At 73.8% G+C, this 25,597-nt stretch carries 18 protein-coding genes; 10 read left to right on the top strand and 8 right to left on the bottom strand.

The window, feature by feature from the left end; all coding sequences use genetic code 11:
* Positions 1-749: 749 nt before the first annotated feature.
* A complete protein-coding gene (locus VSR01_RS21055) occupies positions 750-2,432 on the top strand; it encodes a ricin-type beta-trefoil lectin domain protein (protein ID WP_326450727.1) in 1,683 nt (560 codons plus the stop codon).
* Positions 2,433-2,555: 123 nt separating this feature from the next.
* Here VSR01_RS21055 and VSR01_RS21050 read toward each other — a convergent pair whose 3' ends face one another.
* The 3 genes from VSR01_RS21050 to VSR01_RS21040 form a co-directional block, all read right to left on the bottom strand.
* The gene (locus tag VSR01_RS21050; protein WP_326450726.1) at positions 2,556-4,940 is read right to left on the bottom strand and encodes a DUF7617 domain-containing protein; all 2,385 of its coding nucleotides are present in this window, start codon (positions 4,938-4,940) and stop codon (positions 2,556-2,558) included.
* A gap of 548 nt (positions 4,941-5,488) precedes the next feature.
* Positions 5,489-5,851: a MarR family winged helix-turn-helix transcriptional regulator gene (locus tag VSR01_RS21045; RefSeq protein ID WP_442785510.1), complete on the bottom strand. Its 363-nt coding sequence runs from the start codon at positions 5,849-5,851 to the stop codon at positions 5,489-5,491.
* A gap of 286 nt (positions 5,852-6,137) precedes the next feature.
* Entirely contained in the window at positions 6,138-7,544 is a 1,407-nt protein-coding gene (locus VSR01_RS21040) for an MFS transporter (protein ID WP_442785509.1), read from the bottom strand.
* Between the two features lie 707 nt (positions 7,545-8,251).
* On the opposite strand from VSR01_RS21040, the gene VSR01_RS21035 reads away from it, so the two are divergent.
* On the top strand, positions 8,252-9,178 hold the full coding sequence (locus VSR01_RS21035; RefSeq protein ID WP_326450724.1) for a DNA-methyltransferase: 927 nt from the start codon (positions 8,252-8,254) through the stop codon (positions 9,176-9,178).
* Positions 9,179-9,556: 378 nt separating this feature from the next.
* On the opposite strand, the gene VSR01_RS21030 is transcribed toward VSR01_RS21035, so the two are convergent.
* Positions 9,557-10,930 carry an MFS transporter gene (locus tag VSR01_RS21030; RefSeq protein WP_326450723.1) on the bottom strand — a complete coding sequence of 458 codons (1,374 nt, stop codon included), beginning with the start codon at positions 10,928-10,930 and terminating at the stop codon, positions 9,557-9,559.
* On the bottom strand, positions 10,915-11,133 hold the full coding sequence (locus tag VSR01_RS21025; protein WP_326450722.1) for a DUF397 domain-containing protein: 219 nt from the start codon (positions 11,131-11,133) through the stop codon (positions 10,915-10,917). The genes VSR01_RS21030 and VSR01_RS21025 overlap by 16 nt, the downstream gene beginning before the upstream one ends.
* Positions 11,134-11,728: 595 nt before the next feature.
* Between VSR01_RS21025 and VSR01_RS21020 the strand changes: the two genes are divergently transcribed.
* Positions 11,729-14,029, top strand: a complete 2,301-nt coding sequence (locus VSR01_RS21020) for a tetratricopeptide repeat protein (protein ID WP_326450721.1) — start codon at positions 11,729-11,731, stop codon at positions 14,027-14,029.
* 47 nt (positions 14,030-14,076) lie between these two features.
* On the opposite strand, the gene VSR01_RS21015 is transcribed toward VSR01_RS21020, so the two are convergent.
* A complete protein-coding gene (locus tag VSR01_RS21015) occupies positions 14,077-15,147 on the bottom strand; it encodes a glycoside hydrolase family 43 protein (RefSeq protein WP_326450720.1) in 1,071 nt (356 codons plus the stop codon).
* 231 nt (positions 15,148-15,378) lie between these two features.
* Complete coding sequence (locus tag VSR01_RS21010; RefSeq protein WP_442785508.1) at positions 15,379-16,017, bottom strand: TetR/AcrR family transcriptional regulator; 639 nt, start codon at positions 16,015-16,017, stop codon at positions 15,379-15,381.
* A 195-nt stretch (positions 16,018-16,212) separates the two neighbouring features.
* On the opposite strand from VSR01_RS21010, the gene VSR01_RS21005 reads away from it, so the two are divergent.
* The 4 genes from VSR01_RS21005 (at position 16,213) to VSR01_RS20990 (ending at position 19,456) form a co-directional block, all read left to right on the top strand.
* A complete protein-coding gene (locus VSR01_RS21005; protein ID WP_326450719.1) occupies positions 16,213-17,235 on the top strand; it encodes an aldo/keto reductase in 1,023 nt (340 codons plus the stop codon).
* Positions 17,236-17,396: 161 nt separating this feature from the next.
* Entirely contained in the window at positions 17,397-18,146 is a 750-nt protein-coding gene (locus VSR01_RS21000; RefSeq protein ID WP_326450718.1) for a D-Ala-D-Ala carboxypeptidase family metallohydrolase, read from the top strand.
* Between the two features lie 252 nt (positions 18,147-18,398).
* Positions 18,399-18,791: a BlaI/MecI/CopY family transcriptional regulator gene (locus VSR01_RS20995; RefSeq protein ID WP_326450717.1), complete on the top strand. Its 393-nt coding sequence runs from the start codon at positions 18,399-18,401 to the stop codon at positions 18,789-18,791.
* A 293-nt stretch (positions 18,792-19,084) separates the two neighbouring features.
* Positions 19,085-19,456 carry a hypothetical protein gene (locus tag VSR01_RS20990; protein WP_326450716.1) on the top strand — a complete coding sequence of 124 codons (372 nt, stop codon included), beginning with the start codon at positions 19,085-19,087 and terminating at the stop codon, positions 19,454-19,456.
* Between the two features lie 992 nt (positions 19,457-20,448).
* Here VSR01_RS20990 and VSR01_RS20985 read toward each other — a convergent pair.
* Complete coding sequence (locus VSR01_RS20985; RefSeq protein WP_326450715.1) at positions 20,449-20,709, bottom strand: hypothetical protein; 261 nt, start codon at positions 20,707-20,709, stop codon at positions 20,449-20,451.
* 131 nt (positions 20,710-20,840) lie between these two features.
* On the opposite strand from VSR01_RS20985, the gene VSR01_RS20980 reads away from it, so the two are divergent.
* From VSR01_RS20980 to VSR01_RS20970, 3 genes are all read left to right on the top strand, one after another.
* On the top strand, positions 20,841-22,643 hold the full coding sequence (locus VSR01_RS20980) for a carbohydrate-binding protein (RefSeq protein ID WP_326450714.1): 1,803 nt from the start codon (positions 20,841-20,843) through the stop codon (positions 22,641-22,643).
* Between the two features lie 315 nt (positions 22,644-22,958).
* The gene (locus VSR01_RS20975; protein WP_326450713.1) at positions 22,959-23,837 is read left to right on the top strand and encodes an alpha/beta fold hydrolase; all 879 of its coding nucleotides are present in this window, start codon (positions 22,959-22,961) and stop codon (positions 23,835-23,837) included.
* An 80-nt stretch (positions 23,838-23,917) separates the two neighbouring features.
* Entirely contained in the window at positions 23,918-25,588 is a 1,671-nt protein-coding gene (locus VSR01_RS20970; protein WP_326450712.1) for an esterase-like activity of phytase family protein, read from the top strand.
* Positions 25,589-25,597: the final 9 nt, after the last annotated feature.

Here is a 25,597-nt window from a genome sequence, read left to right as displayed (position 1 = left end):
GCTGCCGGCTCGCCGGGGGCACGTCGCGCGAGGGCACGCACGCGCGGGTGCGTACGGTCTGCGGGCACGTACGAAGGGCGCGGGCACCCACGGTCCCGCGGGCACGTACGAAGGGCGCGGGCACGCACGGTCCCGCGGGCACGCACGAAAGGCGCGGGCACGTACGAATGCGCGGCGCACCCCCGGGCGCGCCGACGCGCGGGGAGAGGCGAACAGGAGCCGTCGGGGACGGCGGGAGGTCAACGACAGAGCGTGGTGTGCGTCCTGCACAGGTCGACGTGCAGACGCCTCGTCCAGCCGGTCCTCAGCGCCGCGGGCGGAACCGCGGGCGTGGCCGGCACGGCGCGCGTTCCCTTCACGACGGCTCCGATCGGTCCGGCCGCCGGGGGCCGGACGCTGCTGTGCCGCGGCGGGTGCGCGCCCGGGCGGCGTGGTGCGGGTGGACGGTGTCGGTGCGCTCCGAACGTACGTGCCGGGTGGCGGGCGCTGTCAAGACCGCCCCCGGCGCGAGGGCCGCGCGCGCCGGCCCGGACGGCGCCCCGCACGGCCCGTCCTCGCAGGTTCCGGCATTGGTACGTACCGCAGGTCTTGTCGAACGTCCGGCCGGTAGACAAGCTGCGTACATGACATTCCGCGGTCGGGGGTGTCATCGCGGACACGCGTAACCATGCCCTTTTCCTGGAGGTCGGACAATGCGTCTGAGCTTTGCAAGACCGCGGCGCCGCGGGTGGACGAGAGCGCTCGTCCTGGTGCCCGCCCTCGCGGTCACGGTCGCGGCCACCGTCGTCGCGACGCTGACGGTGAACACGTCGAAGGCGGCGGCCGCACCCGCGCCGCCGTCGGGTTTCACGCTCACCTGGAGCGACGACTTCAACGGTGCGTCCGGCACCGGCATCGACCAGAGCCTGTGGAAGTACGACACCGGTCCCGGCAGCTCCTTCGGCACCGGTGAGATCGAGACGATGACCAACAGCACGTCGAACGTGTACTACGACGGGCAGGGCCATCTCGTCCTCCAGGCCCTGCACTCCGGTTCCGACCCGCGCAGCGGCTGGACGTCCGGGCGGGTGGAGACCCAGGCGGCGACCTTCGGCGCCCCGGCCGGCGGCGTCGTGCGCATGGAGTCCGTCCTCCAGCAGCCCAACGTCACCACCGCCAACGGCGCCGGCTACTGGCCGGCGTTCTGGATGCTCGGCTCGACCCTGCGCGACGGCGTGACCTGGCCGAAGTCCGGCGAGATCGACGTCATGGAGGACATCAACGGCCGCAGCTCCGACTTCAGCACCATCCACTGCGGCGTCAACCCGGACGGCCCCTGCAAGGAGTCGACGGGCATCAGCTCCGGCGAGCGCGCGTGTTCCGGCTGCCAGACCGGCTTCCACGACTACGCGGTGGAGATCGACCGCTCGGTCTCCCCCGAGCAGGTCCGGTTCTACCTCGACGGCAACAACTTCTTCACCGTCTACGCCAACCAGGTGGACGCGCAGACCTGGACCGACGCGATCGACCACCCGTTCTTCATCATCTACGACCTGGCGATGGGCGGCGGCTTCCCCGACGCCTTCGGCGGCGGCCCCAACTCGGCCACGGTCTCCGGCGGCAAGCTCGTCATCGACTCGGTGGCCGTCTACAACAAGGGCCCGGGCTCCGGGGGCGGCGGCGGCTCGGTGACCGGTCAGACGATCACCGGTCCCGGCGGCAAGTGCGTGGACGTCTCGGGCGACGACACCGGCGGCGACGGCACCGCGGTCCAGCTGTGGGACTGCCAGTCCGGCGCCAAGGACCAGCACTGGACGTGGAACGGCCAGACCCTGCAGACCCTCGGCAAGTGCCTGGACATCGCCGGCGGCAACAGCGCGGCCGGCACCAAGCTGCAGTTGGCCACCTGCAACAGCGGCGGCTACCAGAACTGGGTGCGGCAGACCGACGGTTCGCTGCGCAACCCCACCAGCGGGCGCTGCATCGACTCCCCGTCCGGCGCGACCGCGAACGGCACCCGGCTGCAGATCTGGGACTGCAACGGCACCGGCGCGCAGCAGTTCGCCATCGGCACGCCGATCTACGGCCCCGGCGGCAAGTGCGTCGACGTCGCGGGCGACGACACCGGCGGCGACGGCACCGCGGTCCAGCTGTGGGACTGCCAGCAGGCCACCTCGCTGGACCAGAAGTGGACCTGGAACGGCCAGACGCTGCGCACGCTGGGCAGGTGCCTGGACATCGCGGGCGGCGTCAACGCGAACGGCACGAAGCTCCAGTTGGCCACCTGCAACGGCGGCGGCTACCAGAACTGGGTGGTGAACGGCGACGGTTCGATGTCCAACCCGACCACCGGGCGCTGCATCGACTCCCCGTCCGGCGCCACCGCGAACGGCACCCGGCTGCAGATCTGGGACTGCAACGGCACCGGCGCGCAGAAGTTCGCGCTGGCGTGAGCGCGGAGCAGGCGTCGGGTGAGCGCGGGGCGAGCGTGAGGTAGCGCCGCCGCGGGGGCCTCGGCCGCCGCCCGAGCGGGGACCCGCCTCCCGGAGCACGACCGGGAGGCGGGTTCCTTCGCGTCAGGACCTGTCAGGGCTGCCCAGGATGCAGAGCAGGGAGCAGGCCACCGCCGAGGACGGCGGGGACGTGAGGGGCGGGGTGCCGTGCGGGGCGCCCGCCGGGTAGTAGGTGGCGCTCGCGGTGTTCTTCACCGGCAGCGCCAGCAGGAAGCTGTCGCAGTAGACCTGCCGGGTCGCGCCGGCCGCCAGTGCGAAGGTGCCGGCCGCGTGCGAACACGCCGGTGTCACCGCGTCGTTGACGGTGACGCCCGCGGCGTCCACCGGCCCGTTGTTGGTGACGGTGATCCGCCAGTACGCGGTGCCCAGGAGCTGCAGCAGCCCCACCGGGCTGGACTTGGCCCAGGGTCCGGCGCCGCCGGGGCCGCAGGCGTGCGGCGAGGAGACGGTGCAGATCTCCTTGTTCACGGTGATGTCCGGCAGGCACTGCGCGCCGGGCTCGACGCCCAGGGACACCGGGTTGGAGGTGAGCGCGCCCGTGCTGTCCGTGCCGGTCGCGGTGTCGTCGACGTGGGTGGTCGCGCAGTCGGCGGTGACGACGGTGCGCAGGCAGATCTGCGGGTCGTCGCCCCGGAACGACGCGGTCAGCGAGGGGTGGCCGGTGCCGGTGAAGTCGCTGGTGTCGGTCAGGCTGAGGCGCACGGTCACGGTGATCGACGGGTGGTCGGCGGCGGAGACGCCGGACAGGTCGACGGTGCCGTCCGGGGCGAGCGGCGGGGTGGCGACCACCGTGCCGTCGGGGTCGGTCACCGTGACGGTGGTGCCGGCCGGGTCGGTGTGCGCGAGGTCCAGGCCGGTCAGCCGGGCCTCGGTGTACGCGGCGACGTGCCCGGCGCCGCCGTCGCAGTAGAAGTCGGCCGGCGTGAGGGTGACCGCGGCGCCGGTGTGCAGGCACGGCGAACCGCCGGTCGCCGGGTCCATGGAGAAGAGCACGCCCGCGTCGCCGAGGCCGATCAGGCAGCGGGTCGTGGCGTCGTAGGCGTAGCCGTAGTCGCGGGTGACGCCGCTGTTGACGGCGGGATGGCCGGCCACCGCGGGGAAACCGGCGCAGGGCTGGGCGTGCGTCCAGCTGTAGCAGACGGTGTCGCCGGGCAGCGGCCCGCCCCACACGCCGAAGTAACTGCGCAGGTCCCCGCCGGAGTCGACCACTTCGGGGGCGAAGACCAGGACGCCGGCGGGCAGCGCGTCGAGTCCGGTGGCGGGCGCGGCCAGCGGGCCGCCGTCCAGGGTGTAGCAACTGGTGGACGGCGCGCCGGAGGTGGCGTTGGTGGTGCACACGCCGTTCGGGTGGCCCGCGGTGTCGTAGGAGGTGTACGCGCTGTAGGTGTACGCGGCGGCGTTCGGGCCGGCCGGGTGCGGGGTGGTCCAGCCGGCGCACACCGTGCCGGTGGCCGGGTCGAAGCAGCCGAGCGCCGTGCTGCCGGGGGCGGTCGAGCCGCCGGTGGTGGGCGACGAGGAGGCGTAGACGCGCCCGTCCGCGACGGTCATGCCGCCCTGGTAGAGGGCGTACGCGGCGCCCGGCAGGTCGTGGTTGGGCGGCACGATCGCGGCGAACGGCTGCCCGGCGCACGGGGTCCGGGCGGCGAGGTCCATGCACAGCACCTGGCCGGTGCTCGCCGTCGCGTACGCCTTCCCGTCGACGGCGACCAGGCCGGCCAGGCCGTTGGCGCTGGAGGGGGCGCCGCCGCTCATCTCCAGGGGGACGAAGCCGCAGTTGGCGCGCGCGGTCATGTCCAGGCAGCCCACGCCGACGGCGGTGGCGGTGGTCGCCGGATAGTAGACGACGCCCGGGCGCCCCGGGTCGAGGACGTAACTCGGGGACAGCGGCGTGAAGATGTCCCCGGTGTCGCCCGAACCGAGGGGCCCGGCCGCGGTGTTGAGCGGGCGCGGCCAGGGGCCGCCGGCGCACGGCTGGCCGGAGGAGAGGTCGTTGCAGACCACGAGCCGGTTCGCGGGACCGGTGTGGTGGTAGATGTTCCACGCCTCGACGTCGCCGGAGGCGGTCCGGTGCAGGATCGGGGTGAAGCCGTCGCCGCCGGTGCTGCGGGGGGCGGCCTGCACGGGCGGCAGAAGGTCGCCGCTGACGCTGGTGCCGGCGCCGGTCGTCGCCGGGCCGGTGCCGCGGACGGCGGTGGTCGCGGCGCCCTGGTCGGCGCCGGTGAAGGTGCTGCCGTCGGTGGACCACGAGGGCGTCCAGCCGGGCGGCACGTGCAGCGAACCGGGCACGTACGTCTGGGCGGTGCCCGCGCCGGTGATCGGGTCGGTGACGGTCACGGCGGCGGGATCGCCGCCGGTCGCCGCGTCGTGGTAGCCGACCGTCCAGTTGACGGTGTCGCCGTGCCGCACCGGGAGCCGGCCGGGGCTGGTGACGTTCTGCGCGGTCTTCACCAGCGCGGACCCGCTGCCGCCGGCGGCGGGTTGGTGCCCCCGGAGCCGTCGTGGGCCGCCGCCGGCTGCGCGGAACCGGCGGCGGCCAGGAGCAGCGCCGCGAACACGGCGACGGCCGCTCGTGCGACGAGCGGCCGCGGGGGTCCGGCGGGCGGCGTTCCGGTGGGCAGGGTTCTGGCGCGTGAGGTCAGGGAGCCGCGTGAGGTCAGGGAGCGTGGACGCGGTCGTGGACGTCGGAGCATGCAGGTCTCCCGCTTCGTCTCGGGCGGCGGGCGCGTGGAGCGCCCGCACCGTCGAAAACGGTAAGGAGAAACGGTGCTGATCGTCATACGAACGGGTCGAAGAAACGGTCGCCGACCGCATTTCTTCGATGATCGGCGATTCGCTCGCGATATTCGCACGATGACGTGCCTGACCTGGACTTCTTCTGACCGGAAAGGTTCGCGCGGAAACCGGGGGCGGAAAGTGTGAGCAGGGCGCACGACCGGCGCGCGGCGTGGACCACTATATGCTTCCGAGTGATGTTTGGCGGCGTGAATTCCGTGAATTCACGCCGGATCGGCGGCCGTGTCCGGGGGCTCGCCGAGGTACTCGGCCAGGTGGAAGAGAGCGGGCAGGGCCGCGGCCACGGCCGCGCGCTCGCCGTCGTCGAGCGAGGCGAGGGCCGCGTCGAGGCGGCGTTCGTGCGCCTGGGTCCACGCGGTGAGCTGCTCGCGGCCGGCGTCGGTCAGGGTGACCACGGAGGCGCGGCGGTCGGCGGGGTCGACCTCGCGGGCCACCAGGCCCGAGGCGATCATCTGGCCGATGAGGCCGCTGACGGTGCTCGCGGCCAGGCGCTGGCGCAGCGCCAGGTCGCCGATGCGGGCCGGCGAGTGCTCGCCGAGCACTTGCAGCAGCTCCACCTGGGCCATCGGCAGCTTCTCCCACGGGTAGTCGCTGCGGATGGACGCGCGCAGGGCGCGGCGCAGCCGCGTGACGGCGTCGGTGAGCCGCCGCGCGTCGGGCGCCCGGCCCCCGCCGGCCCCTGGCCGGCCCCCTCCGCGGCGGCGGTCCGCGCGGCGGGCGCCGGCCCGGCGCCCGCCCGCGCCGGCGAGACCTCGGGCTGCTGCGGCTGCGGGGGCATGCGACGAGAGTAGCCGCCCGCGCACCCCCGCCCGGACGCCGGCGCCCGCGGGGGGGCGCCGGCGGCGCGTGGGCTCAGCGGGGGTGTCCGCTCGCTTCGTCGGTGCGGGGGCTGAGCCGGGAGGACGCGAGGCAGACGCATGCCGCCGCGAGCAGGAGCAGGGCGGCGTGGTGCGCGGCGGCGGCCGGGGACGCGGTGGGGGCGAGGTGCAGCGCCAGGGTGACCAGGGCGACGCCGAGCGCCGTGCCGAGGCCGCGGGTCATGTTGACCAGGCCGCCGCCCGTACCGGAGGCGGAGACCGGGATCGCCCGCATGACCAGCGCGTTGTTGGCCGGGGTGAACAGCCCGAGGCCGGCGCCGAGCAACCCGAGCAGCGGGGCGAGCCCGCCGGGCGTCACCGGCAGGACGAGCATGCCGGCGAGCGCCGCGGCCACCGCGCCCGCGCCGAGCAGGCAGCGGGACCGGTCCGTCACCGCCGCCCCGAGCACCCGGTCGGCCCCGGCCGCGACCAGCGCGAACCCGGCCGGCAGCGCGCTGACCACCAGGCCCGTCAGCAACTCCGAGGCGCCGGCCTGGCTCAGCACGGTCGGGACCAGCACCAGCGGCCCGAACAGCACGAGGTACCCGCAGAGCGCCCCGACCAGGCCGGGCGCCACCGCCGGCACCCGCAGCAGCGCCAGGTCCAGCAGCGGCGCCGGCGCCCGCCGCTGCCGTACGGCGAACAGCGCGCCCGCCCCCGCCGCCCCGGCGAACAGCGCGACCACCGCCCACACCGGCAGCGGCAGGCCCGACGCGGCCGAGACGCCCAGCAGCAGGGCGGTCGTCGCCGCCGACAGCCAGGCCAGCCCCCACCAGTCGAAGGCCGGTACGGGGGTGCGGCCGCGGGTCCGCGGCAGCAGGAAGTGCCCGGCGACCAGGGCCACGACGCCTATCGGCACGTTGATGCCGAACACCCAGCGCCAGCCGATGGTGGAGACCAGCGCCGCGCCGACCGTCGGCCCCAGGGCCAGCCCGACGGCCTGCGCCGCCGCCTGCACGCCGAGCGCGGCGCGCATCTTCTCCCGCGGCGCGCTGGTGGTCACCAGGGCGACGCTGTTGGCCTGGAGCATCGCGGCCCCGGCGGCCTGCACCACGCGGAAGGCGATCAGGGCGCCGAGCGAGGGGGCCAGGCCGCACGCCGCGGACGCGAGGGTGAACACGACGAACCCGTAGAGGTAGAACAGCTTGCGCCCGCGGGCGTCCGCGAGCCGCCCGACCGGCACGAGCAGCGCCACCAGTGTCACCAGATACGCCAGCGACACCCACTCCACGCCGGCCAGCGGCGCGCCGAACTCCTGGCGCAGGCTGTGGTAGGTCAGCGTGACGATGCTCGCGTCGAGCTGGCCCATGAACGCGCCGAAGCAGACCGTGGCCACCGCGAGCCGCCAGGCGTCCGGCCGGTCGCGTATCACGTCAGGACGACGCCGCTCGCGCACCAGCACGGCGGGCCACCCGGCCGCCCGCCCGGGCCCGGTGCGCGCGGCAGCGGTGCGCGTGGACCCGGCGGACGCGGAACCGGCGGACGCGGAACCGGCGCGCGGGGCAGCCGTCCGCGCGGACCCGGCGCGCGGGGCCCCGGCGCGGGTGGACCCGGTGTGCGTGGGACGCCTGGTGTGCGCCGTACGCCCGCTCACGAACCCTCCTCGGCACAGCGGTCATGGGCGCGCACGCGGTGGGCGTGCCGCCCGGGACACCTCCGAGGTTACATCGGTGACAGAAATATTCGGTGACCGCACGGAGAAGGGCCGCGGTCCGGGAGCCGGCCTCGGACGCCGCCGGGGCCCCGAGGCCACCGAAGCTCTGGAAGGCGCCGGGACCCGCCGGAGACGCCGGGACCGCTGGAGACGCCGGCACGCGGCCGCCGACGCGCTCGCCGACGCCACGACCCGCCCACCCGTAGTACGAGCTGTTGGTACGAGCTGTCCGTTCACGGCCGGTGCGCAAGACTGACCCCGCAGCCCGGCCCGGCTACCCGGCCCGGCCCCTGCGGCGTGCGCCGCACCGCGACGACCTCGAACCGTCCCACCCGCTCCGAGCCGCCACCCCGGTCCCGCGATGCCCGCTGATCCGCCCCTGGCCATGCCGCCGGCACGAACGTTCCACCGCCCCGCGAGGCGCCGCACGGCGCGGGCGGACGCAAGGAGTCGAAGTGAACCACCAGACCGGTCCCGCCCGTTCGGACCACGACGTGCGGCAGCCCGCCGACGTCCGGCCGCCTGCCGAGGCACAACCGCCGGCCGACGCGCCCCAGCCCGTCTTCCGGACCGACCTGGGCACGCTGTACCGGGCGGACTGCCTGGACGTCATGCGGGGGATGCCCTCGGGGTCGGTCGACCTCGTGTTCGCCGACCCCCCGTTCAACCTCGGCAAGCTGTACGGCCAGCACTTCACCGACGCCATGGCGGAGGCGGAGTACACGAGCTGGTCGCGGGCCTGGATCAAGGAGGGGGCGCGGCTGCTCGGCCCCGGCGGGGCGTTCTTCCTCTACAACATCCCGAAGTGGAACATGCGCAACGGCGCCTACCTCCAGGACCTCGGGATGGACTTCCGGCACTGGATCACCATCGACATCAAGCTCAGCCTGCCGATCCAGGGGAAGCTCTACCCCAGCCACTACAGCCTGCTGTACTTCACCAACGGCCGGCCGCGGACCTTCACCCGGCCGCGCGTGCCCGTCCAGGTGTGCCGGCACTGCGGCAAGGACATCAAGGACTACGGCGGCCACCGCGACAAGCTGCACCCGGACGGGATCAACCTGACGGACGTGTGGAACGACATCCCGCCCGTGCGGCACCAGGGGACCAAGAACCGGCAGGCGAACGAGCTGAGCGAGAAGCTCCTGGAGCGCGTCCTGGACATCGCCAGCGAGCCGGGCGACCTGGTGTTCGACCCCTTCGGCGGCAGCGGCACCACCTACGCGGTGGCCGAGCGGATGCACCGCCGCTGGTCGGGGGCCGAACTCGGCGACGTCGAGCCCATCGTCAACCGGCTGACCGGGGTGGGGAACCAGGTGGAGCTGCCCGGGCTCGGCGACGCGGCCAAGGGACGCCGGAAGCAGCCCACCGCCCGCGCATGACAGCGCCCGGCCGTCTCTCCCCCTCGGAAATGCGCAGGACGCCATAGGACTCGTCGGTGCTGAAGCGGTCGGCCCCCGCCGCCCGGCGGAACGGTCCGGGTGGGCATTCACGGAGCCGCCGGGGCAATTTCGTTTGCCGGTGGCACATCGCATTCGAATATGCCGAAGGACAGGGGAAGTCGGGAAGCGTCCCGACGTGTCCCGGAGGTGAAGGGAAGAAGCCCGGCCGGGGTTTGCCCGATTCGGAACCGGACCCTATCGGGCATGGCTGCGCCGCGCCACGGGAAAACCCGGCCGGGGAAAAGGGAAGAGAAATTGGCTGAATCGGAGGTGTTGCGGAAACCCGCGCCGGTGTGTGCGGGGCGGGGCCGGCGGCGGTCAGGTCGAGTAGGTCGTCGACGCGGTCGCGGTCACGGTGGCGCCGGCAGTCGGGGTGAGCGTCGGGGTCAGGGTCGTGGTCGTGGTCGGGGTCGGGGTCAGAGCGGCGACCGGCTTCGCGGCCGGGACCGTGGCCGGTGTCGCGGCGGGGCTCGTGAGGCGCCAGGGGCGCCACGCCGCGACGGTGACGAAGAGGACGGCGACCGCCGCCCACAGCGGGGTGCGCAGATCGCTCTGCCGGGCGGTGAGTCCGCCGGTCAGGGCGCCGAGCCCGGCCGCGCCGATCCCGAACAGGCGGAACGCGGAGACGACGCGTCCGAGCAGGTGGTCGGGGGTGAGGGCCGCGCGGGCCGAACTCGCGGCGACGCTGATGAGGGTGGAGGCGGCGCCGATCAGGCCGAGGAAGCCCGCGATGGCGATCGGCGCCCGGACGGTCACGACGCCGAGCCAGGCGGCGCCCTGGAGCGCGGTGGCCAGCACCATGGTCTGACGGTGGCTCAGGTCGCGGGTGATGCGCGCCGCGTACCAGCCCGCGGCGATGCCGCCGAGCGCGCCGAGCGCCAGCAGGACGCCGTACTCGGAGTCGGCGACGTGCAGCGGACCGGTGGCGTAGAGGACGAAGGTCGCCATCGCGAGGTTGTAGGCGAAGTTGTACGCGGCCATCGTCGCGGCGAGCTGGCGTAGTTGGGGACTTCTGCGCAGGTGGGCGAGGCCCTCGCGGATCGCGGCGAGCAGCGGTTGCGGCGTGCCCGCGGCCGGCATGCTCGGCAGCCGGCTGATGAACAGCGCGGACGCGCCGAAGGAGAGCGCGTCGCCGGCGAAGGGCAGGAAGCGCCCCGCCGCGAAGGCCAGCGAGCCGCCGGACGGGCCCAGCAGCGAGCGGCCGACGGTGTCGATGGACCAGTAGCGTCCGTTGACCTTGGCGAGCATGTCCTTGTCGCGCCCGACCAGGGTCGGGATGACCGCCTGGGAGGAGGCGTCGAAGAAGCAGCCGGCGATCCCGGTCAGCAGGACGACCGCGACCAGCAGCAGCAGCCCGGCGTGGCCGGTGGCGACCAGGACCGCCAACAGGCCGATCAGGCAGGCCCGTACGAGGTCGGCGGCGAGCATCACGCGGCGCCGCGGCCAGCGGTCGGCGAGCGCGCCCGCGGGCAGTCCGGCGATCAGCCAGGGCAGGTAGAAGGCGGCCGTGACCGTGGAGACGGCGAGCGGGTCGCGGGTGAGCGAGACGGCGAGCAGGGGGGCGGCCACCTGGAACGCGCCGTCCCCGGTGACGGACACGCCGGCCGAGGCGAGCAGTGGGGTGACGGGGGCCGAGCCCCGCGCGGTGGCCAGGTCCACCGCGCGGGAGCCGGTCCTCAGAGGGAAAGCCATTCCGGAGCGAACCCGCCGTCGTGCAGGTCGCGGACGAATGACGTCCACTCCTGCCGGTCGAAGCTGAGAATGGGACCGTTTCCCTTGTCCTTGGTGTCGCGAACGCCGATGACCGTCGGGGTGATGGCCACCTCGACGCAGCCGCCTTCACCGCTTCCAACTGCCTTGAACCAGAACGCACCCTCGAATGGTGAATCGGACACGGAATCCTCCGGGTTTGGGGAGTGGCCGTCAGGATGATTCCATGGGGCCTTGTGGCCGTGGGCACGACAAGAGCGCCGGTCGATAACCGGCCACGAACCCCTCACAGGAGGCCCACACTCCGTCTATGCTGGTGGTATTGGTGAATCGTCCTGGTGACTGTGAGGCAGGATGGATGCGGCACTCACCACCGTGGCGGTCACGGCGGGCACGACCCTGGTCACGCTGACCGTCACAGCCGCATGGCACCGGGCCCGCGCGGGTGTTTCACGGCTCGCCCGCCGGTTGCGCCGCACGGCGGACGGCGAAGTCGCGGACACGACCGGCGATTCGGGTGCCGCGGGAGCCGCCGACGCGCTCGGGGTCCGCGTTCCGGATCGGTTTCCCACTCGCTGGGCGGCCGCGGAAACGGAATCCCGAGGGGAGCGGCCGCGGCCCGCCGGGACGCGGTCGGTCTACCGGGACCATTCGCACGCGTTCGGCGATCCGATCGTCGACTCCGCCTCCCGCGACACGGGTTTGTGGCAGGAGTCGGTCCGCACGCCGAGGGTGGAGAGTCCGCCGCGGGTCTTTCGCGGCCGGGACGAGCTCCGGGCCGTGCTGACCGCCGCCGCGCGCCGGCCCGGCGCCGCGCCGCACGTGCTGCACGGCATGGGCGGCAGCGGGAAGACCGCGCTGGCCGCCGAGGTGTTCCTGGCGGCGCAGGCCGCGGGCCTGACCGCCCTGTGGGTGGTCGCCGCCGATCGGGCCGGCCTGCGCCGCGGCATGCTCGCCGTGGCCGCGGAACTCGGCGCCGAGCCGGCGGAGTTGCTCGCCGCGCACGACGGCCGGCTGGCCGCGTCCGACCTGGTGTGGCGGTATCTCGCGCGCACCCGCGGCTGGTTCCTGGTCATCGACAAGGCGGACAGCCCCGAACTGCTGGACGGATGGCTGCGGTTGGGGGCCCTGGGCGGCGTGAGCGCTCCGAGCGGCGCGGAGCGCGCGGGCGGCGCCGAGGGCACGGGAGACGCGGACGCCCCGGACGGCCCGAGCGGTTCCGGCGGCGCGGAGGGCGCGAGCGGTTCCGGCGGCGCGGACGGCCCGGGCGCCCAGAACGGTGCGAACGGCCCCGGCGCCCAGAACGGTGCGAACGGCTCCGGCGGCGCGATCCTCCCCGGCCCCACCGGCGCGATCTTGATCACCACCCGCCGCGCCCGCGCCCCGCAGTGGCAGAACGCGACCCTGCACCGCCTCGACGTGCTCCCGCCGGAGGACGCGGCCCGCGTCATCACCGACTTCGCGCCCGGCCGCGGCACCGCCAAGGACGCGCTCGACCTGGCCAACCGGCTCGGCCGGCTGCCGCTGGCGCTGCGGCTCGCCGGCAGCTACCTGGAGCGCCAGGCGCTGGAGACCTGGTCGCTCAACGACTACCGGGCCCGTTTCGAGCGCGACGGCACGGCGCTCGCCGACCAGGGCGCGGAACTCCCCTTCGTGGACGACGCCGGCGGCCCCTCCACCGAGAGCGAGCTGCGCCAACGCCTCTCCTGGACCTGGCAGATCACCCTGGACGACCTCGCCGCCCGCGGGCTGCCGGAGGCCGCGACGCTGATGCGGCTGCTGTCCTGCTGGAGCCCGGCGCCGCTGCCCCGCGACGTGCTGTCCGGTCTCACGGCCGCCGGCGCGTCGTCCGCGACCGAGGCGGCCCTGCGCGCGCTGATCGACAACTCCCTGGTGTCCGCGCACAGTTACGTCGCGCCCGGGCCGGACGCCACCGTGACGCCGTGCCTCCAGGCGCACGGCCTGGTGCTGGAGAGCGTCCACGCCGGGATCGACCCCGAGGAGCGCCCCGGGTATCTGCGCACGGCCGTCCGGCTGCTCGACGAGGCGCTGCCCGGCGACTCCTCGCCCGCCCACGCCGGGCGGCTGCGGCTGCTGGTGCCGCACACCGCCGCGGTCCTGCACCACGCGGACCGCGGGACCAGCCCGCAGGCCGCCGCGCTCGGCATCCGCACCGCCCAGCTGATCTGCGAGGCGGGCGACTACCGCGCCGCGGTGGAACTCGCCACGCTCACCGGCGACGTCTCGCAGCGCCTGCACGGCCCCGACCACCACGACACCATGACCGCCCGCCACCACCAGGGCGACTACCTGCGCCGCCTCGGCGACTACCACGGCGCCGAGGAGGTGCTGCGCCGCGTGCACGGGCGCCGCGCCGAGGTCCTGGGCGCGCGGCACCGCGAGACCCTGGAGACGGCGGCGGCGCTGAGCATGACGCTCTATCTGCTGGGCCGCGCCGAGGAGTCCCTGACCTGGATCAGACGGGCCATCGACGGCCAGCGCCGCACCCTGGGCAACGACCATGTGGAGACGCTGCGCAGCCGCGCGTACGCCCTGGAGTTCCTCGCGCACTCCGGCCGCACCGAAACGTTCCTGCGCGACGGCCCGGCGACCATCGTCGACGCCGAGCGCAGCCTGGGCGCCGACCACGTGGTGACCGCCATCGCGTACAGCAACTACGCCTACGGGCTGCTGCGCACCGACGCGCCCGCCGAGGCGAAGGTCGCCGCCGCGGAGCGCGCCCTGCACGCGCGGGTGCGCCTCTACGGCGACGGGCACCCGCTGGTGCTGTCCGCCAAACTCGTGCTGAGCTGGGCGCGTTCGCTGTCCGGGGCGCACGAACCGGCGCTCGCCCTGATGCGCGAGGCGGTGGACGGGCGCGAGCGCATCCTCGGCGAGCTGCACCCGCTCACCGTCAAGGCCCGGGTCCTGTACGCCGAGCGCCTCGCCGAAGCCGGCCACGCGGACCGGGCGTTGGGCCTCCTGCGCGACAACCTCCCCCAGGCCGAGGCCATCTACGGCCCGCACGACCTCGACATACAGCGCGCCACCGCCCTCCAGGAGCGCCTCACCACCCCGTAGCCGGCGGGCCCGGCTCCGCGCGGAGCGCACCGACCGCCCCCGGGCGGTCACTCGAAGAACTTCAGGCCCCACCCGGTGTCGCTGGTCGCGCCGGGCACGTTGGCCCGGGTGTAGGTCGTGCTGCCCCACCAGCAGAAGCTGCCGCTGAACCAGTAGCGCGCGGACCAGGAGTACGGCGTGCCCTTGGGCACCGCGGTGAACATCAGCGGGAAGCGGGGGCCTGGCGGGCTGGTGTTGATGTCGCCGTTCAGCAGCACGAAGCTGTGGCTGCCGGGGCCGTCGACGTAGAGGGTGGGGTCCCAGCCCTTCATCATCGTGGCGGCGTGGGAGCCGAAGAGGCAGCCGTTGGACTTGTACCAGTCCCAGACGTAGGTGGGGTCGCCGCCCGCGCGCAGCCGCAGGTCGGCCATGCAGTACTGGTCGCTCCAGCTGCCGTTGGCGGAGTAGACGATGTGCAGCTGGCCGTTGGGGTCCTTGATCGCGGCGGGGGCTTCGTTGATGTACGGGTTCCCGACGACCCGCTCCCAGCTCTCGCGGGGCTGGGAGATGATGTACCGGCCGCCGGTCGGCGTGGTCGGGCTGCTCATCCGGGCGATGTAGAGGTTCTGCTCGACGTTGGTGTCGCCGGCCCAGCCGGACCAGACGAACCACCGCTGCCCGTTGAACGTGAACATGTTCCCGTCGATCGCCCACTTGTCGTCGGGCAGGGCGAGCTTGGTCTCGGCGCCGTAGCCGCTGTTCGCGGTGGCCGAGCTGATCACGTACATCCGGTGGGCGGCGCCGGTGCCGGAGCTGAAGTAGATGTAGTACCGGCCGCTGTCGAGCACGATCTCCGGCGCCCACACCTCGCCGCGGCCCGCGGTGTCGGACCACACCTTGCGGGCGGTCGCCGAGCCGAGCGCGTCGGGCGAGGACGCCTCCCGTACGGCGATGCCGCCGCCGGAGGACTCCGCGGAGATGTAGGTGCTGCCGACCCGGATGACGCTGGGGTCGGCGTTGTGCACCGCCGTCTGGGACGCGTGGGCGGCGGTCGCGCCGGACAGCAGCGACAGCCCGGCGGCCAGTGCGCCGCACAGGGTGAAGGCCAGGGCGCCGTACAGACTTCGCAAGCTCGTCATCGTCCCGTCCCGTGGTCGGCCCCCGCGGGGCGCCGGGCCGGCGCGGCGGGGGGTGGGGCACGGTTCCTCAGCATCCCCACCGGTGGTGGACATGTCAATCATGGTGCGGGCACCCGGCGGCCGACGCGGAGGCCACGGCCGCGGGCCGCGCGGTACGGACCCGCGGCCCGGTCACGCCCGGTCACGCGGCCCGGTCACGCCCGGTCACGCGGCCCGGTGACGCGGCGGCGGTCACCCCGCCCGCACCCCCAGGCCGTCGATCAGCACCGCGACCATCCGCTGCGGGAAGTCGCGGTCCTGCCCCGGCACCGGGTTGCTCAGGTGCGCGACGGCGCGCAGCAGGTCCTGCGCGCTGACGTCGGCCCGGACCGTGCCCTCGGCGACGCCTGCGGCGAGCAGCGCGGCCAGCACGGGGTCGAGCCTCTCGTGGAAGTAGCCGGGCAGCGCCTCGTACGCCGGGTCGCCGGAGTGCAGCGCCGAGGCGAGCCCGCGCTTGGCGCCGAGGAAGTCGGTGAACTGGCGCAGCCACCGCGCCAGCGCCTCCTGCGGCGGGAACTGCGCGCCCAGCCGCGGGCCGGCCTCCGCGCAGGCGTCGATGCCGCTGCGCACCACGGCCTTGACCAGGTCGGAGCGCTGCGGGAAGTGCCGGTAGAGGGTGCCGACGCCGACGCCCGCGAGGTCGGCGATCTCCTTGGCGGGCGCGTCGACGCCGGAGGTGTCGAAGACCCACCGCGCGGCCTTGAGCAGGGCGTCGAAGTTGCGCCGGGCGTCGGCGCGCGGCCGGCGCGCAGGCGCGGCACCGGGCTGCGGGGACGCCTCGGCGGACGCCGGCGGTCGGTCGCCGGCCGGCGGCGGGACGGGTGCGGACACGGGACTCCTCGGACTCCGGTTGCATAACCGGAAAGCTTTTCCGTATCGTGGGTACCGGAAACGCTTTCCGCTTACCGCCAGGGTACGGCCCTCCGGCCGCCCCGGCACGCCCCGGCGCCCCGGGCACGCCTTCCGCGCCCGGACGCGACGGCGTAAGCGGCAAACCCCCCGAACCCCGCACACCCTGGAGGTCCCATGCGCTACCGCACACTCGGCGGGACGGGCATCAAGGTCAGCCCCTACGGACTCGGCGCGCTGATGTTCGCCTCGTCGATCAGCGGCGCCGAGCCCGAGGACTCGGTCCGCGTCATCCACAAGGCGCTGGACGCCGGGATCAACCTGGTGGACACCGCCGACGCGTACGGCGACTCCGAGGAGATCGTCGGCAGGGCGCTCAAGGGCCGGCGCGACGACGTGGTGCTGGCCACCAAGGTCAGCCGTCCGGTCGGCGACGAGCCCAACCACCAAGGCGCGTCGCGCCGTTGGATCACCACCGCGGTCGAGAACTCGCTGCGCCGGCTGGGCACCGACCACATCGACGTCTACCAGATCCACCGCGTGGACCCGTCGACCGACATCGAGGAGACGCTGTCGGTGCTCACCGACCTGGTCCGCAGCGGCAAGGTCCGCGCGATCGGCTCCTCCAACACCCCGGCGTCGCAGATCGTCGAGGCGCAGTGGGTCGCCGAACGGCGCGGCCTGCACCGCTTCCGCACCGAGCAGCCGGCGTACTCGCTGCTCAACCGCGGCATCGAGCGCGAGGTGCTGCCCGCGCTCCAGCACTACGGCATGGGCGCGCTGGTGTGGGGCCCGCTCGGCCAGGGGCTGCTCACCGGGCGCGTGCGCAGGAACCAGGAGAACGGGCTGCGCCGCGCCTCGCTGGTCAGGCACCTCAGCGACGAGCAGCGCGTCGACACGGTCGAGCGGCTGGTCCCGGTCGCGGAGGAGGCGGGGCTGCCGCTGATCCACCTGGCGATGGCGTTCACCATCGCCCACCCGGGCGTGACCAGCGCGATCCTGGGCGCGCGGACCATGGAGCACCTGGACGGGCTGCTGGCCGGCCTCGACGTGGCGCTCGACGACGACGTGCTGGACCGGATCGACGAGATCGTGCCGCCGGGCACCGATGTCGGCCGGCTCGACCAGGAGTACCTCCCGCCGGCCCTGCTGGAGCCGGACCTGCGGCGCCGGCCGCGGCGGGACCGCGCGGCGGCCTGAGCGGCCGGGCGAACCGGGCGCCCGGGCGGTCGCCGACTCCCGGTCGCCGCTGCCCTCTTGAGGGTCCCGTGCGGCGGCGGCATGCTGGGGGCCGCCGCGCCCGCGGTGGACATGAACATGACCCATGCACCCCCACCATGACCCGTCATGAAGGGACCACGATGGCTCCGTCCTCTTTCCGCCCGGACCGCCGCAGCCTGTTGCGCGGCACGCTGGCCGTAGGCGCCGGCGTCGCGCTCGGCCCGGTGCTGCTGTCCGGTTCGGCGTACGCGTACACCTGGTCGCGCACCCTCCAGCAGGGCATGACCGGCGCCGACGTCACCGAACTGCAGATCCGGGTGGCCGGCTGGGCCACCGCGAGCCCCGGCCAGACCCGGGTGGCCATCGACGGCGACTTCGGGCCGGGCACCGCGACCGCGGTCCGCCTGTTCCAGTCCGCGTACGGCCTGTCGGCCGACGCCGTCGTGGGTCCCGCGACCCAGTCGCAGCTCAACGCGCTGCAGCAGTCGGACGGTTCGACGGTGCACTTCGACTTCAGCGAGTTCACCGACCGGGTCAGCGGCACCTTCGACGGCGGCAAGGTCAGCGCCGCCACCGCCAAGGAGAACGTCCGCCGGGCGATGTACAAACTGGAGGCGCTGCGCAAGAAGCTCGGCAACACGCCGATCACCGTCAACTCCGGCTTCCGCAGCATCGCGCACAACGCGGCGGTCGGCGGCGCCAGCGACAGCATGCACCTGTACGGCACCGCCGCCGATCTCGACGTGCCGGGGGTCTCCAACAAGACCGTCTACCAGAAGGCGGAGACCTGCGGCTTCTCCGGCCTGGAGACGTACACCGAGGACCACCAGCACGTCGACAGCCGGGCCGACCTCGGCCGCGCGTGGTGGTGGCAGGACGGCACCATCTGACTCCTGACCCACCCCGCCGCCGGCCCGCGCCCGCAGCGCGGCCCCGTCGTCCGCCCCGCCCCGCCCGCAGCGCGGTCCCGTCGTCCGTCCCGCCCCGCCCGCAGCGCGGTCCCGTCGTCCGTCCCGCCCCGCCTCGCGTCCGGCCCCAGCCGGGACCGCGGGGCGGGGCTGTCTCTACCCGGCGTAGTAGATTGGAGCGTTCCCGGCGCGAGGGGAACGCCCGGGGAGTGCGGGCACGGGAGAAGGTGCGGCGTGGGCGGCGATGGGGACCGCGAGAGGGCCGGCGGGCGCAGGCGCGCCCCGGGGCGGCTGGAGGCCGATGTCCTGTCCGCGCTGTGGGCGGCGGACGGACCGCTCACGGCCGCGCAGGTCAACGAGCGCATCGCCGGCGACCTGGCGTACACCACGGTGCTGACCATCCTGTCCCGGCTGCACGGCAAGGGGATGCTGGTCCGCCGCAGGTCCGGGCGCGGCTACGCGTACGCGCCGGTGCGGGACGAGGCCGCGCACACCGCGCAGCGGATGCGGTCGCTGCTGGACAACGGCGGCGACCGGGCCGCGGTGCTCTCCCACTTCGTCTCCGAGCTGTCGGCCGAGGACGAGCGGATGCTGCAGCGGCTGCTGGGCGAGCACGGATGCCCGTAGGGCGCGGCGGCGGCGCATGGCCGGGCGGGTGTCCGCGGGATCGGCGGGATCGGCGGGATCGGCGGATTCGCGGCGGGTGTCCGCCGGAGTCCGCAGGCGTCCGCGGGTGTCCGCCGGAGTCCGCAGGCGTCCGCGGCCCTTGTGAGGGGTCGCACAGCCGGGTGTGGAACCGTACCCGGCGCGGGCCCGTCTTGTTGGTCCTACACCCCGTAGTAATTTAACGTCCGTCCAGTCCCCTGCGAGTCGGAGGAGCGCCGCCCGATGGCCCTGTCCGCGGATGCCAGGAGAACGCGATGACCGAGCCCGACTTCCAGGGCCCGCCCGCGCCGCGCCGGCACGGCGGCGTCGGCGCCACCGTGCCCACGCCCGTGCCCGGTCAGGCGCCGAGAACCGGACCGAGGTCCGCGCCGCGCTCCGCGGCGGCGGGCGGGTCCGGGTCGGGGCGCGGTTCCGCGCCGGGCGGCGCCCCGGGGCCGCGGTCCGCGCGCCAGGCCGGCCGGGGCCGCACCGAGCCCCCGCCGCCGCCCCCCGAGGGCAGCCTGCGCGCGGCCCTGATCCGGGCCGGCGAACTGTCCGCGTGCTGTGTCAGCTCCCTCGTCGTCCTCCTGGTCGGCCTCACCGTGGTCGTCGGGCTGGCCATCGTGGTCTACGAGATGACCAAGTAGACGACCAAGGAGCCGACCAAGGAGCCGGCGGACCGGCCGGGTCGGCACCGCCGGACGGGCAATCACGTACATGAACGTAGATCGGAAGGGTGAACCGCAGCGAGCTGTGACGCTAGTCCGGCAGCCGGGCGAGGGTCAACCCCGCGGCAGGGAGGTTCGGGCGGGAGGGCCGCTCGCCCTCTCCCCGCACCCCGGCGCAAGTTCAGATACGTGAAGATCTAGCGCCGCCCGCACATCCGCGACGATGTCGGCGCACGGCCTCCACCTGCGGTTTGTCCACGAGCGAACGTGTGCTGTCGTGTTTCTTTGTCTGCACTCTTGACCTCAAAAGAAACACGACAGCACACTGTCCACCGTCTCCCCCCTCGCCGGGCGCAAGGCGTCTCCCGCAGCGGACGGGCCCGGCCGGGACCCGGTCGCCCTCCCGTGCCCGCGCGCCCCGCGCGTCCGCGGCACCGGCCGGAGATCGCGTCCCCGTACTCCCGCACCTCCGCACCGCCGTCCGCTTCCGCCTGCCCGGAAGCACCGAGACGCACCGAGACGCACCGAGACGCACCGAGCGCCACGACACGCCCACCGGACGCCCGCAGGACGCACCTGGACGCACCTGGACGCCAACAGACGAGGAGCACCCTCATGACCGGATTCAGCCGTCGCGACTTCATCAGGGCGGCCGGTGTCGGCTCCGCCGCACTGGCCCTGCCGCTGGCCGGCCAGGTGGCCCGGGCGAGCGCGAGGCCGGCGGGCCCGGACCGCGCCAGGCCGATGACGCTGCGCGCCGCCGTGCAGTCCTCGGGCGCCTGGCAGGTGACCGCGAGCGCGCTCGGCTGGACGTTCAGCGGCTCGGTCGGCGCGGCCACCGGGATCACCACGCAGTCCGGCTGGGACGCGCTGGGCTCCTACACCGAGACCACGTTCACCTTCCGGTCCGGCGCCCGGCGCGGCGGCATCCGCGTGTACGACAGCGCGTCCGCGGTCGTCTTCACCGACACCTACGTCACGGCCGCCGCCAACTCCTCGCCGTTCCCGACCTTCACCGGATATCCGGACCTGGCCCACCAGTTGAGCCACAGCGACTGCTTCGGGCGGTTCCAGTTCAACACCTTCGCCGGCGCCTCGGACAGCCCCTGGGTGTTCTTCGACGGCTCCGGCAACACCTTCGTGCTCTCGGCCGCCGACCACTTCCAGGAGGCGCAGACCTCCCAGGCGTCCGGCGGCGCGATCGCGGCCGGCGTGATCAGCTCGATCGCCACCCTGCCGGCCGGCTACACCCGCAAGACCATCCTGACCACCAAAGACGGCGTCGGCGCCGCCTACCGCGCGTGGGGCGCCGCCCTCCGCACCCTGGCCTGGCACGTCGGCCCCCGCCAACGACACCGGCACGGTGCTCAACACCTTCGGCTACTGGACCGACAACGGCGCGGACTACTACTACAGGTTCGAGGCCGACCAGGGCTACACGGGCACGCTGCTGGCGGTGCGCGACGAGTGGGCGGCGCGGCAGGTCCCGATGGGCTACATGCAGCTGGACAGCTGGTGGTACCCCAAGGGCCCCGACGACGACTGGAACGACCTGCCCGACGGCACCTCGGTCTACGAGGCCGACCGTACGCTCTTCCCCGACGGACTCAAGGCGTTCCAGCAGCAGTTGGGCAAACCGCTGGTCACGCACGCCCGGTGGATGGACAAGTCCAGCCCGTACCACGGCCGGTACACGTTCTCGAACGACGTGATCACCGACCCGGCGTACTGGCAGGACATCATGGCCTACCTCAAGGACGGCGGCGTCGTCGTCTACGAGCAGGACTGGCTGTGCAACAACGCCAAGCCCGCGGAGAACCTGAACGACGCCACCGCCTTCTTCGACAACATGGCGGCCTCCGCCTCCCTCAACGGCCTGGACATGCAGTACTGCATGGCGCTGCCGCGCGACTACCTGCAATCCGTGCGCTACCCGAACCTGACCACGATCCGGGTCAGCGACGACCGCTTCGACCGGCCCAAGTGGGACATGTTCCTGTACGACTCGCAGTTCGCCGGCGCGCTCGGGCTGTGGCCGTGGGTCGACGTGTTCATGAGCGGCGAGACGAACAACCTGCTGCTGGCGAACCTGTCGGCCGGCCCGGTCGGCGTCGGCGACGCGCTGGGGAAGATCGACGCGGCCAACGTGTCCAAGGCGGTGCGGCCCGACGGGGTGATCGTCAAGCCGGACGTGCCGATCGTTCCGACCGACGCGACGTACGTGGGCGAGGGCGCCGGGACGATGCCGGCCATGGTGGCGAGCACGCATGTCGCCCACGTCGGCCTGACGTACCGTTACGTCTTCGCCTACGCGCGGCAGTTCGCCCCGCCGCAGACGGTCTACCAGGCGGAGGACGCGAAGCTGTCCGGCGCGGTGGTCGGCCGGGACAACGGCGGCTACACCGGCAGCGGCTTCGCGGACTACCAGCACGCCGACGGCGACTACGTGGAGTGGACCGTGCAGGCGCCGTCGGCCGGCACCTACACGCTGCAGTTCCGGTACGCCAACGCCTCGTTCACCGACCGCCCGCTCGCGCTGTCGGTCAACGGCGGCGGCGCGCAGAACCTGTCCTTCCCCTCCACCGGCTGGTGGACGACGTGGAGCGTGGTCGGGACGACGGTCACCCTGGCCGCGGGCGCCAACACCGTGCGGCTGACCGCGACCGGCGCCAGCGGCGGGAACATCGACTGGCTCGGCGTCACCAAGGGCTCGGTGCCGACCGGCTTCGCGCAGCACGCGTCCTTCGGCCTGGCCGAGATCGGCGAGAGCGGACCGGCGTACGCCTACGACTACTTCGCCGGCACCGGCACGCTGGTCCCGGCGGGCGGCACGGTGAGCGCCCAGGTCACCAGCGGCACGTACTGGGTCGTCGCGCCGGTCGGCCCCTCGGGCATCGCCTTCCTCGGCGACGCCGGCAAGTGGGTCGCGCACGGCGACAAGCGCATCGCGCACCTCAACGACTCCGGCCAGGTGCACGCCACGATCGCCTTCGCCCCCGGCGAGGGCCCGGTGACGCTGCACGGCTACGCGCCGCGCCGTCCCACGGTGTCCGCGTCCGCCGGCTCGGTCGGCGCGGTCGGCTACGACGCCTCGACCAAGCTGTTCTCGTTCACCGTGAGCGCGCAGTCCGCCGGCCACCAGGCGGTCGTCACCATCGCCCCCTGATCCCGGCGAGGTCCGCGGAGGCACCCGGCGGGGCCCCGTGCCCGGCCCGCGCACGCGGCGGGCGCGGGGCGGGCGCGGGCGCGGGGCGGGGGCCGGCGCGGGCGCGGGACGGGCGCGGGGCTGCGGGGGGCGCTCCCGGATCGGGGTGGGGCAAACCCCCGGGGGAAGAGGGGAGTTCGCCCGGTGGGGCGGTGGCGGCGGCGGAAATAGGGTCATGACCATCGTCGGAACGGCGCACCGGATAACCGCGGTTGGCATTCCGGAGCAGCGGACGGCGATCACGTCCCCGTTTTCTTCCCATCGATGGAGAATTCCATGTTCCGCAATTCCAGGACCGCCGCCGTCACCACCGCCGCCGCGCTCTGCGCCCTGGCCGGCGTCGCGCTCACCGGCTGCGACCCGTCCGCGAAGTACGACGCCTCGTTCTCCGGAACGGGGAAGATCACCGTCGGCGACCGCAAGGTGAACGTGTCCTGTTCGGGAAAGACGGTGAAGAACCGCCCGGTCGTCGTGCTGATGTCCGGGGCGGGCGACGGGCTCGGCAAGTTCGGCGGAATACAGAAGTCCCTCGCGGAAAAGGGCAAGGTCTGCTCCTACGACCGGCTCGGCGAGGGCGCGAGCGACAAGCCCGCCGGGCCGCAGACCATGCAGAGCACAGGCAAGGTGCTCACCTCCGTGATCGACCGGGTGGCCGGCGACCGGCCGGTGGTGCTGGTCGGCCACTCGCTCGGCGGCCTGATCGCCGCCCGCTACGCCCCCGACCACCGGGACCGGGTCAAGGGCCTGGTGCTGCTCGACGCCACCCCGGCCACGATGACCGCCGACCTGAAGCGGATCGTGCCCGCCTCCGCGCCCGCGAACTCCCCCGGCGCGCAGGCCCGCGACCAGTTCCTCGCGGTGGCGAAGGGCGACTACCCGGAGCGCCTGGCCATCGCCGACGCGCCGGTCCGGTCGGCCGGGGACATCCCCGTGCGGGTGGTGCGGCACGGCAAGCAGTACCTCGCGGCCATCCCCACCTACGGCCCCGCCCTGGAGCGGGCGTGGGCGGACGGCGAGCGCACGTGGCTCGAACTGTCCGCGCACAGCACGCTGGAGGTCGCCGCGAGCAGCGACCACTACATCTACCTGGGCCAGCCCGCGCTGGTCGTGCGGGACGTGAACCGGGTGGCGGAAGAGGCCGCCGGGACGTCCTGACCTCCACCTCGTGGCCGGCGTGAACCCTCCGTTCACCCGAGTACGACCGGGAGTTCACCGCGGGGGGTCACGTTCAGGACATGACTCCACGACCCCTCTCCCGCACCCGGGTCCGCGCCGCCGTGGCGATCGCGGTCACGGTCGCGGTGGCCGGCGCGGGCACCGCCGCGGCGCAGGCCCACGGCTGGCTCTCGGCCCCCTCGCACGACTTCCGGGCGAGCGCCGACTCCTTCTCCGGCCACGGCACGGTCACCGGCGACGTGCTGCGCAACGACTCCGGCGCCACCGCGGTGGTCCGCCACACCGCCCCCGCGCACGGCACCGCGACGATCGACCCGGACGGCACCTTCACGTACACGCCGAACCCGGGCTTCACCGGCACCGACACCTTCACCTACACCGCCACCGACGCGGTGCAGCTGTTCGAGGACACGCAGGCGAACGGCTCCCCGCTGCCGCCGCTGGCGACGGTCCGCGGCCCCGGCGGCACCACCACCGCGATCTCCGGCGAGGGCTACGGCTCCTCGCTGGCCCCGGTCCCCGGCCGCTCCGGCTGGTTCTACGGCCTCACCGACCGCGGCCCCAACGCCGACGCCCCCGACGGCGACAAGTCCGAGATGCTGCTCGGATTCACGCCGCAAATCGGCGAGTTCAAGCTGGTCAAGGGCAAGGCCGAGCTGATGCGCAAGGTCACCCTGAAGGGCCCGAAGCGGCTGGGCGGCACCCCGTACAGCGGCCGCCCGCCGCACGACACCAAGGAGGTCATCGACGACGTCGACGCCACCAACGCGGCGGGCGGCACGCCGGTGCCGGTGGCGAACGACCCGTACGGCTACGACTCCGAGGGCCTGGTCGCGCTGCCCGACGGCACCTTCTGGGTCTCCGACGAGTACGGCCCGTACCTCACCCACTTCGACGCGAACGGCTACGAGCTGGGCCGGCTCACCCCGTACCGCGACAGCCCGGACAACGCCTACCACACGATCGTCGGCTACCTGCCGGCCGAGTTCGCGAACCGGCTGAAGAACAAGGGGATGGAGGGCCTGACGGTCACCCCGGACGGCACCACGCTGGTCGGCGTGATGCAGTCCGCGCTCCAGCAGCCCGACCTCGGCCCGAAGGCGAGCAACGTCGCGCCGGCCCGCATCGTCACCGTCGACCTGCGCACCTTCACGACCAATCAGTACCTGTACCTGCTGGACGACCCGGACGACACCGGGGACGCCAACAGCGAGATCACCGCGCTGTCCGCGACGAAGTTCCTGGTCGACGAGCGCGACGGGAACTTCGCGCCGTTCGCCCACAAGACGCTCTACCAGGTGGACGTCAACGGCGCGACCGACGTCAGCGGCCTGACCGTCGGCGGCAAGTCTCCCGAGGCGCTGGTCGGCAAGGACGGCACGAACGCGGCGCTGGCCGCGCTCACCGCGGCGGGCGTCAACGTCGCGCAGAAGCAGTCGTACCTCGACATCGGCTCGCTGGTCAGCCAACTCGACCCGACCGGCGCGTTCTTCGGCCACGACAAGGTGGAGGGCGTCGCCACCGCGGACGCGGGGAAGACGCTGTACCTGTCCAACGACGACGACTTCGGCATCGACTCCATCGCCGTCGACCCCGACGGCGCCTGGACGGTCCACCAGAAGACCCTCCCGGCCACGGGCCGCCCCGACAACGGCGAGATCCTGAAGGTCGACACGACGAGGCTCCCCGCGGTCCTCAAGTCGGTGACGGTCACGATCCACGTCCACTGACCCGGCCAC

Source organism: Actinacidiphila sp. DG2A-62 (assembly GCF_035825295.1).
Classification (GTDB): Bacteria; Actinomycetota; Actinomycetes; order Streptomycetales; family Streptomycetaceae; genus Actinacidiphila.
Note: the sequence above shows the minus strand (reverse complement) of the source record. Positions and strands in the feature narration are given on the sequence as shown.

Coding starts and splice junctions, on each gene's coding strand:
- VSR01_RS21045 (WP_442785510.1), bottom strand. CDS start 5,851: ATGGCCCAGGTGGAGCTGCTGCAAGTGCTCGGCGAGCACTCGCCGGCC.
- VSR01_RS21030 (WP_326450723.1), bottom strand. CDS start 10,930: ATGGCTTTCCCTCTGAGGACCGGCTCCCGCGCGGTGGACCTGGCCACC.
- VSR01_RS21015 (WP_326450720.1), bottom strand. CDS start 15,147: ATGACGAGCTTGCGAAGTCTGTACGGCGCCCTGGCCTTCACCCTGTGC.
- VSR01_RS21005 (WP_326450719.1), top strand. CDS start 16,213: ATGCGCTACCGCACACTCGGCGGGACGGGCATCAAGGTCAGCCCCTAC.
- VSR01_RS21000 (WP_326450718.1), top strand. CDS start 17,397: ATGGCTCCGTCCTCTTTCCGCCCGGACCGCCGCAGCCTGTTGCGCGGC.
- VSR01_RS20990 (WP_326450716.1), top strand. CDS start 19,085: ATGACCGAGCCCGACTTCCAGGGCCCGCCCGCGCCGCGCCGGCACGGC.
- VSR01_RS20975 (WP_326450713.1), top strand. CDS start 22,959: ATGTTCCGCAATTCCAGGACCGCCGCCGTCACCACCGCCGCCGCGCTC.
- VSR01_RS20970 (WP_326450712.1), top strand. CDS start 23,918: ATGACTCCACGACCCCTCTCCCGCACCCGGGTCCGCGCCGCCGTGGCG.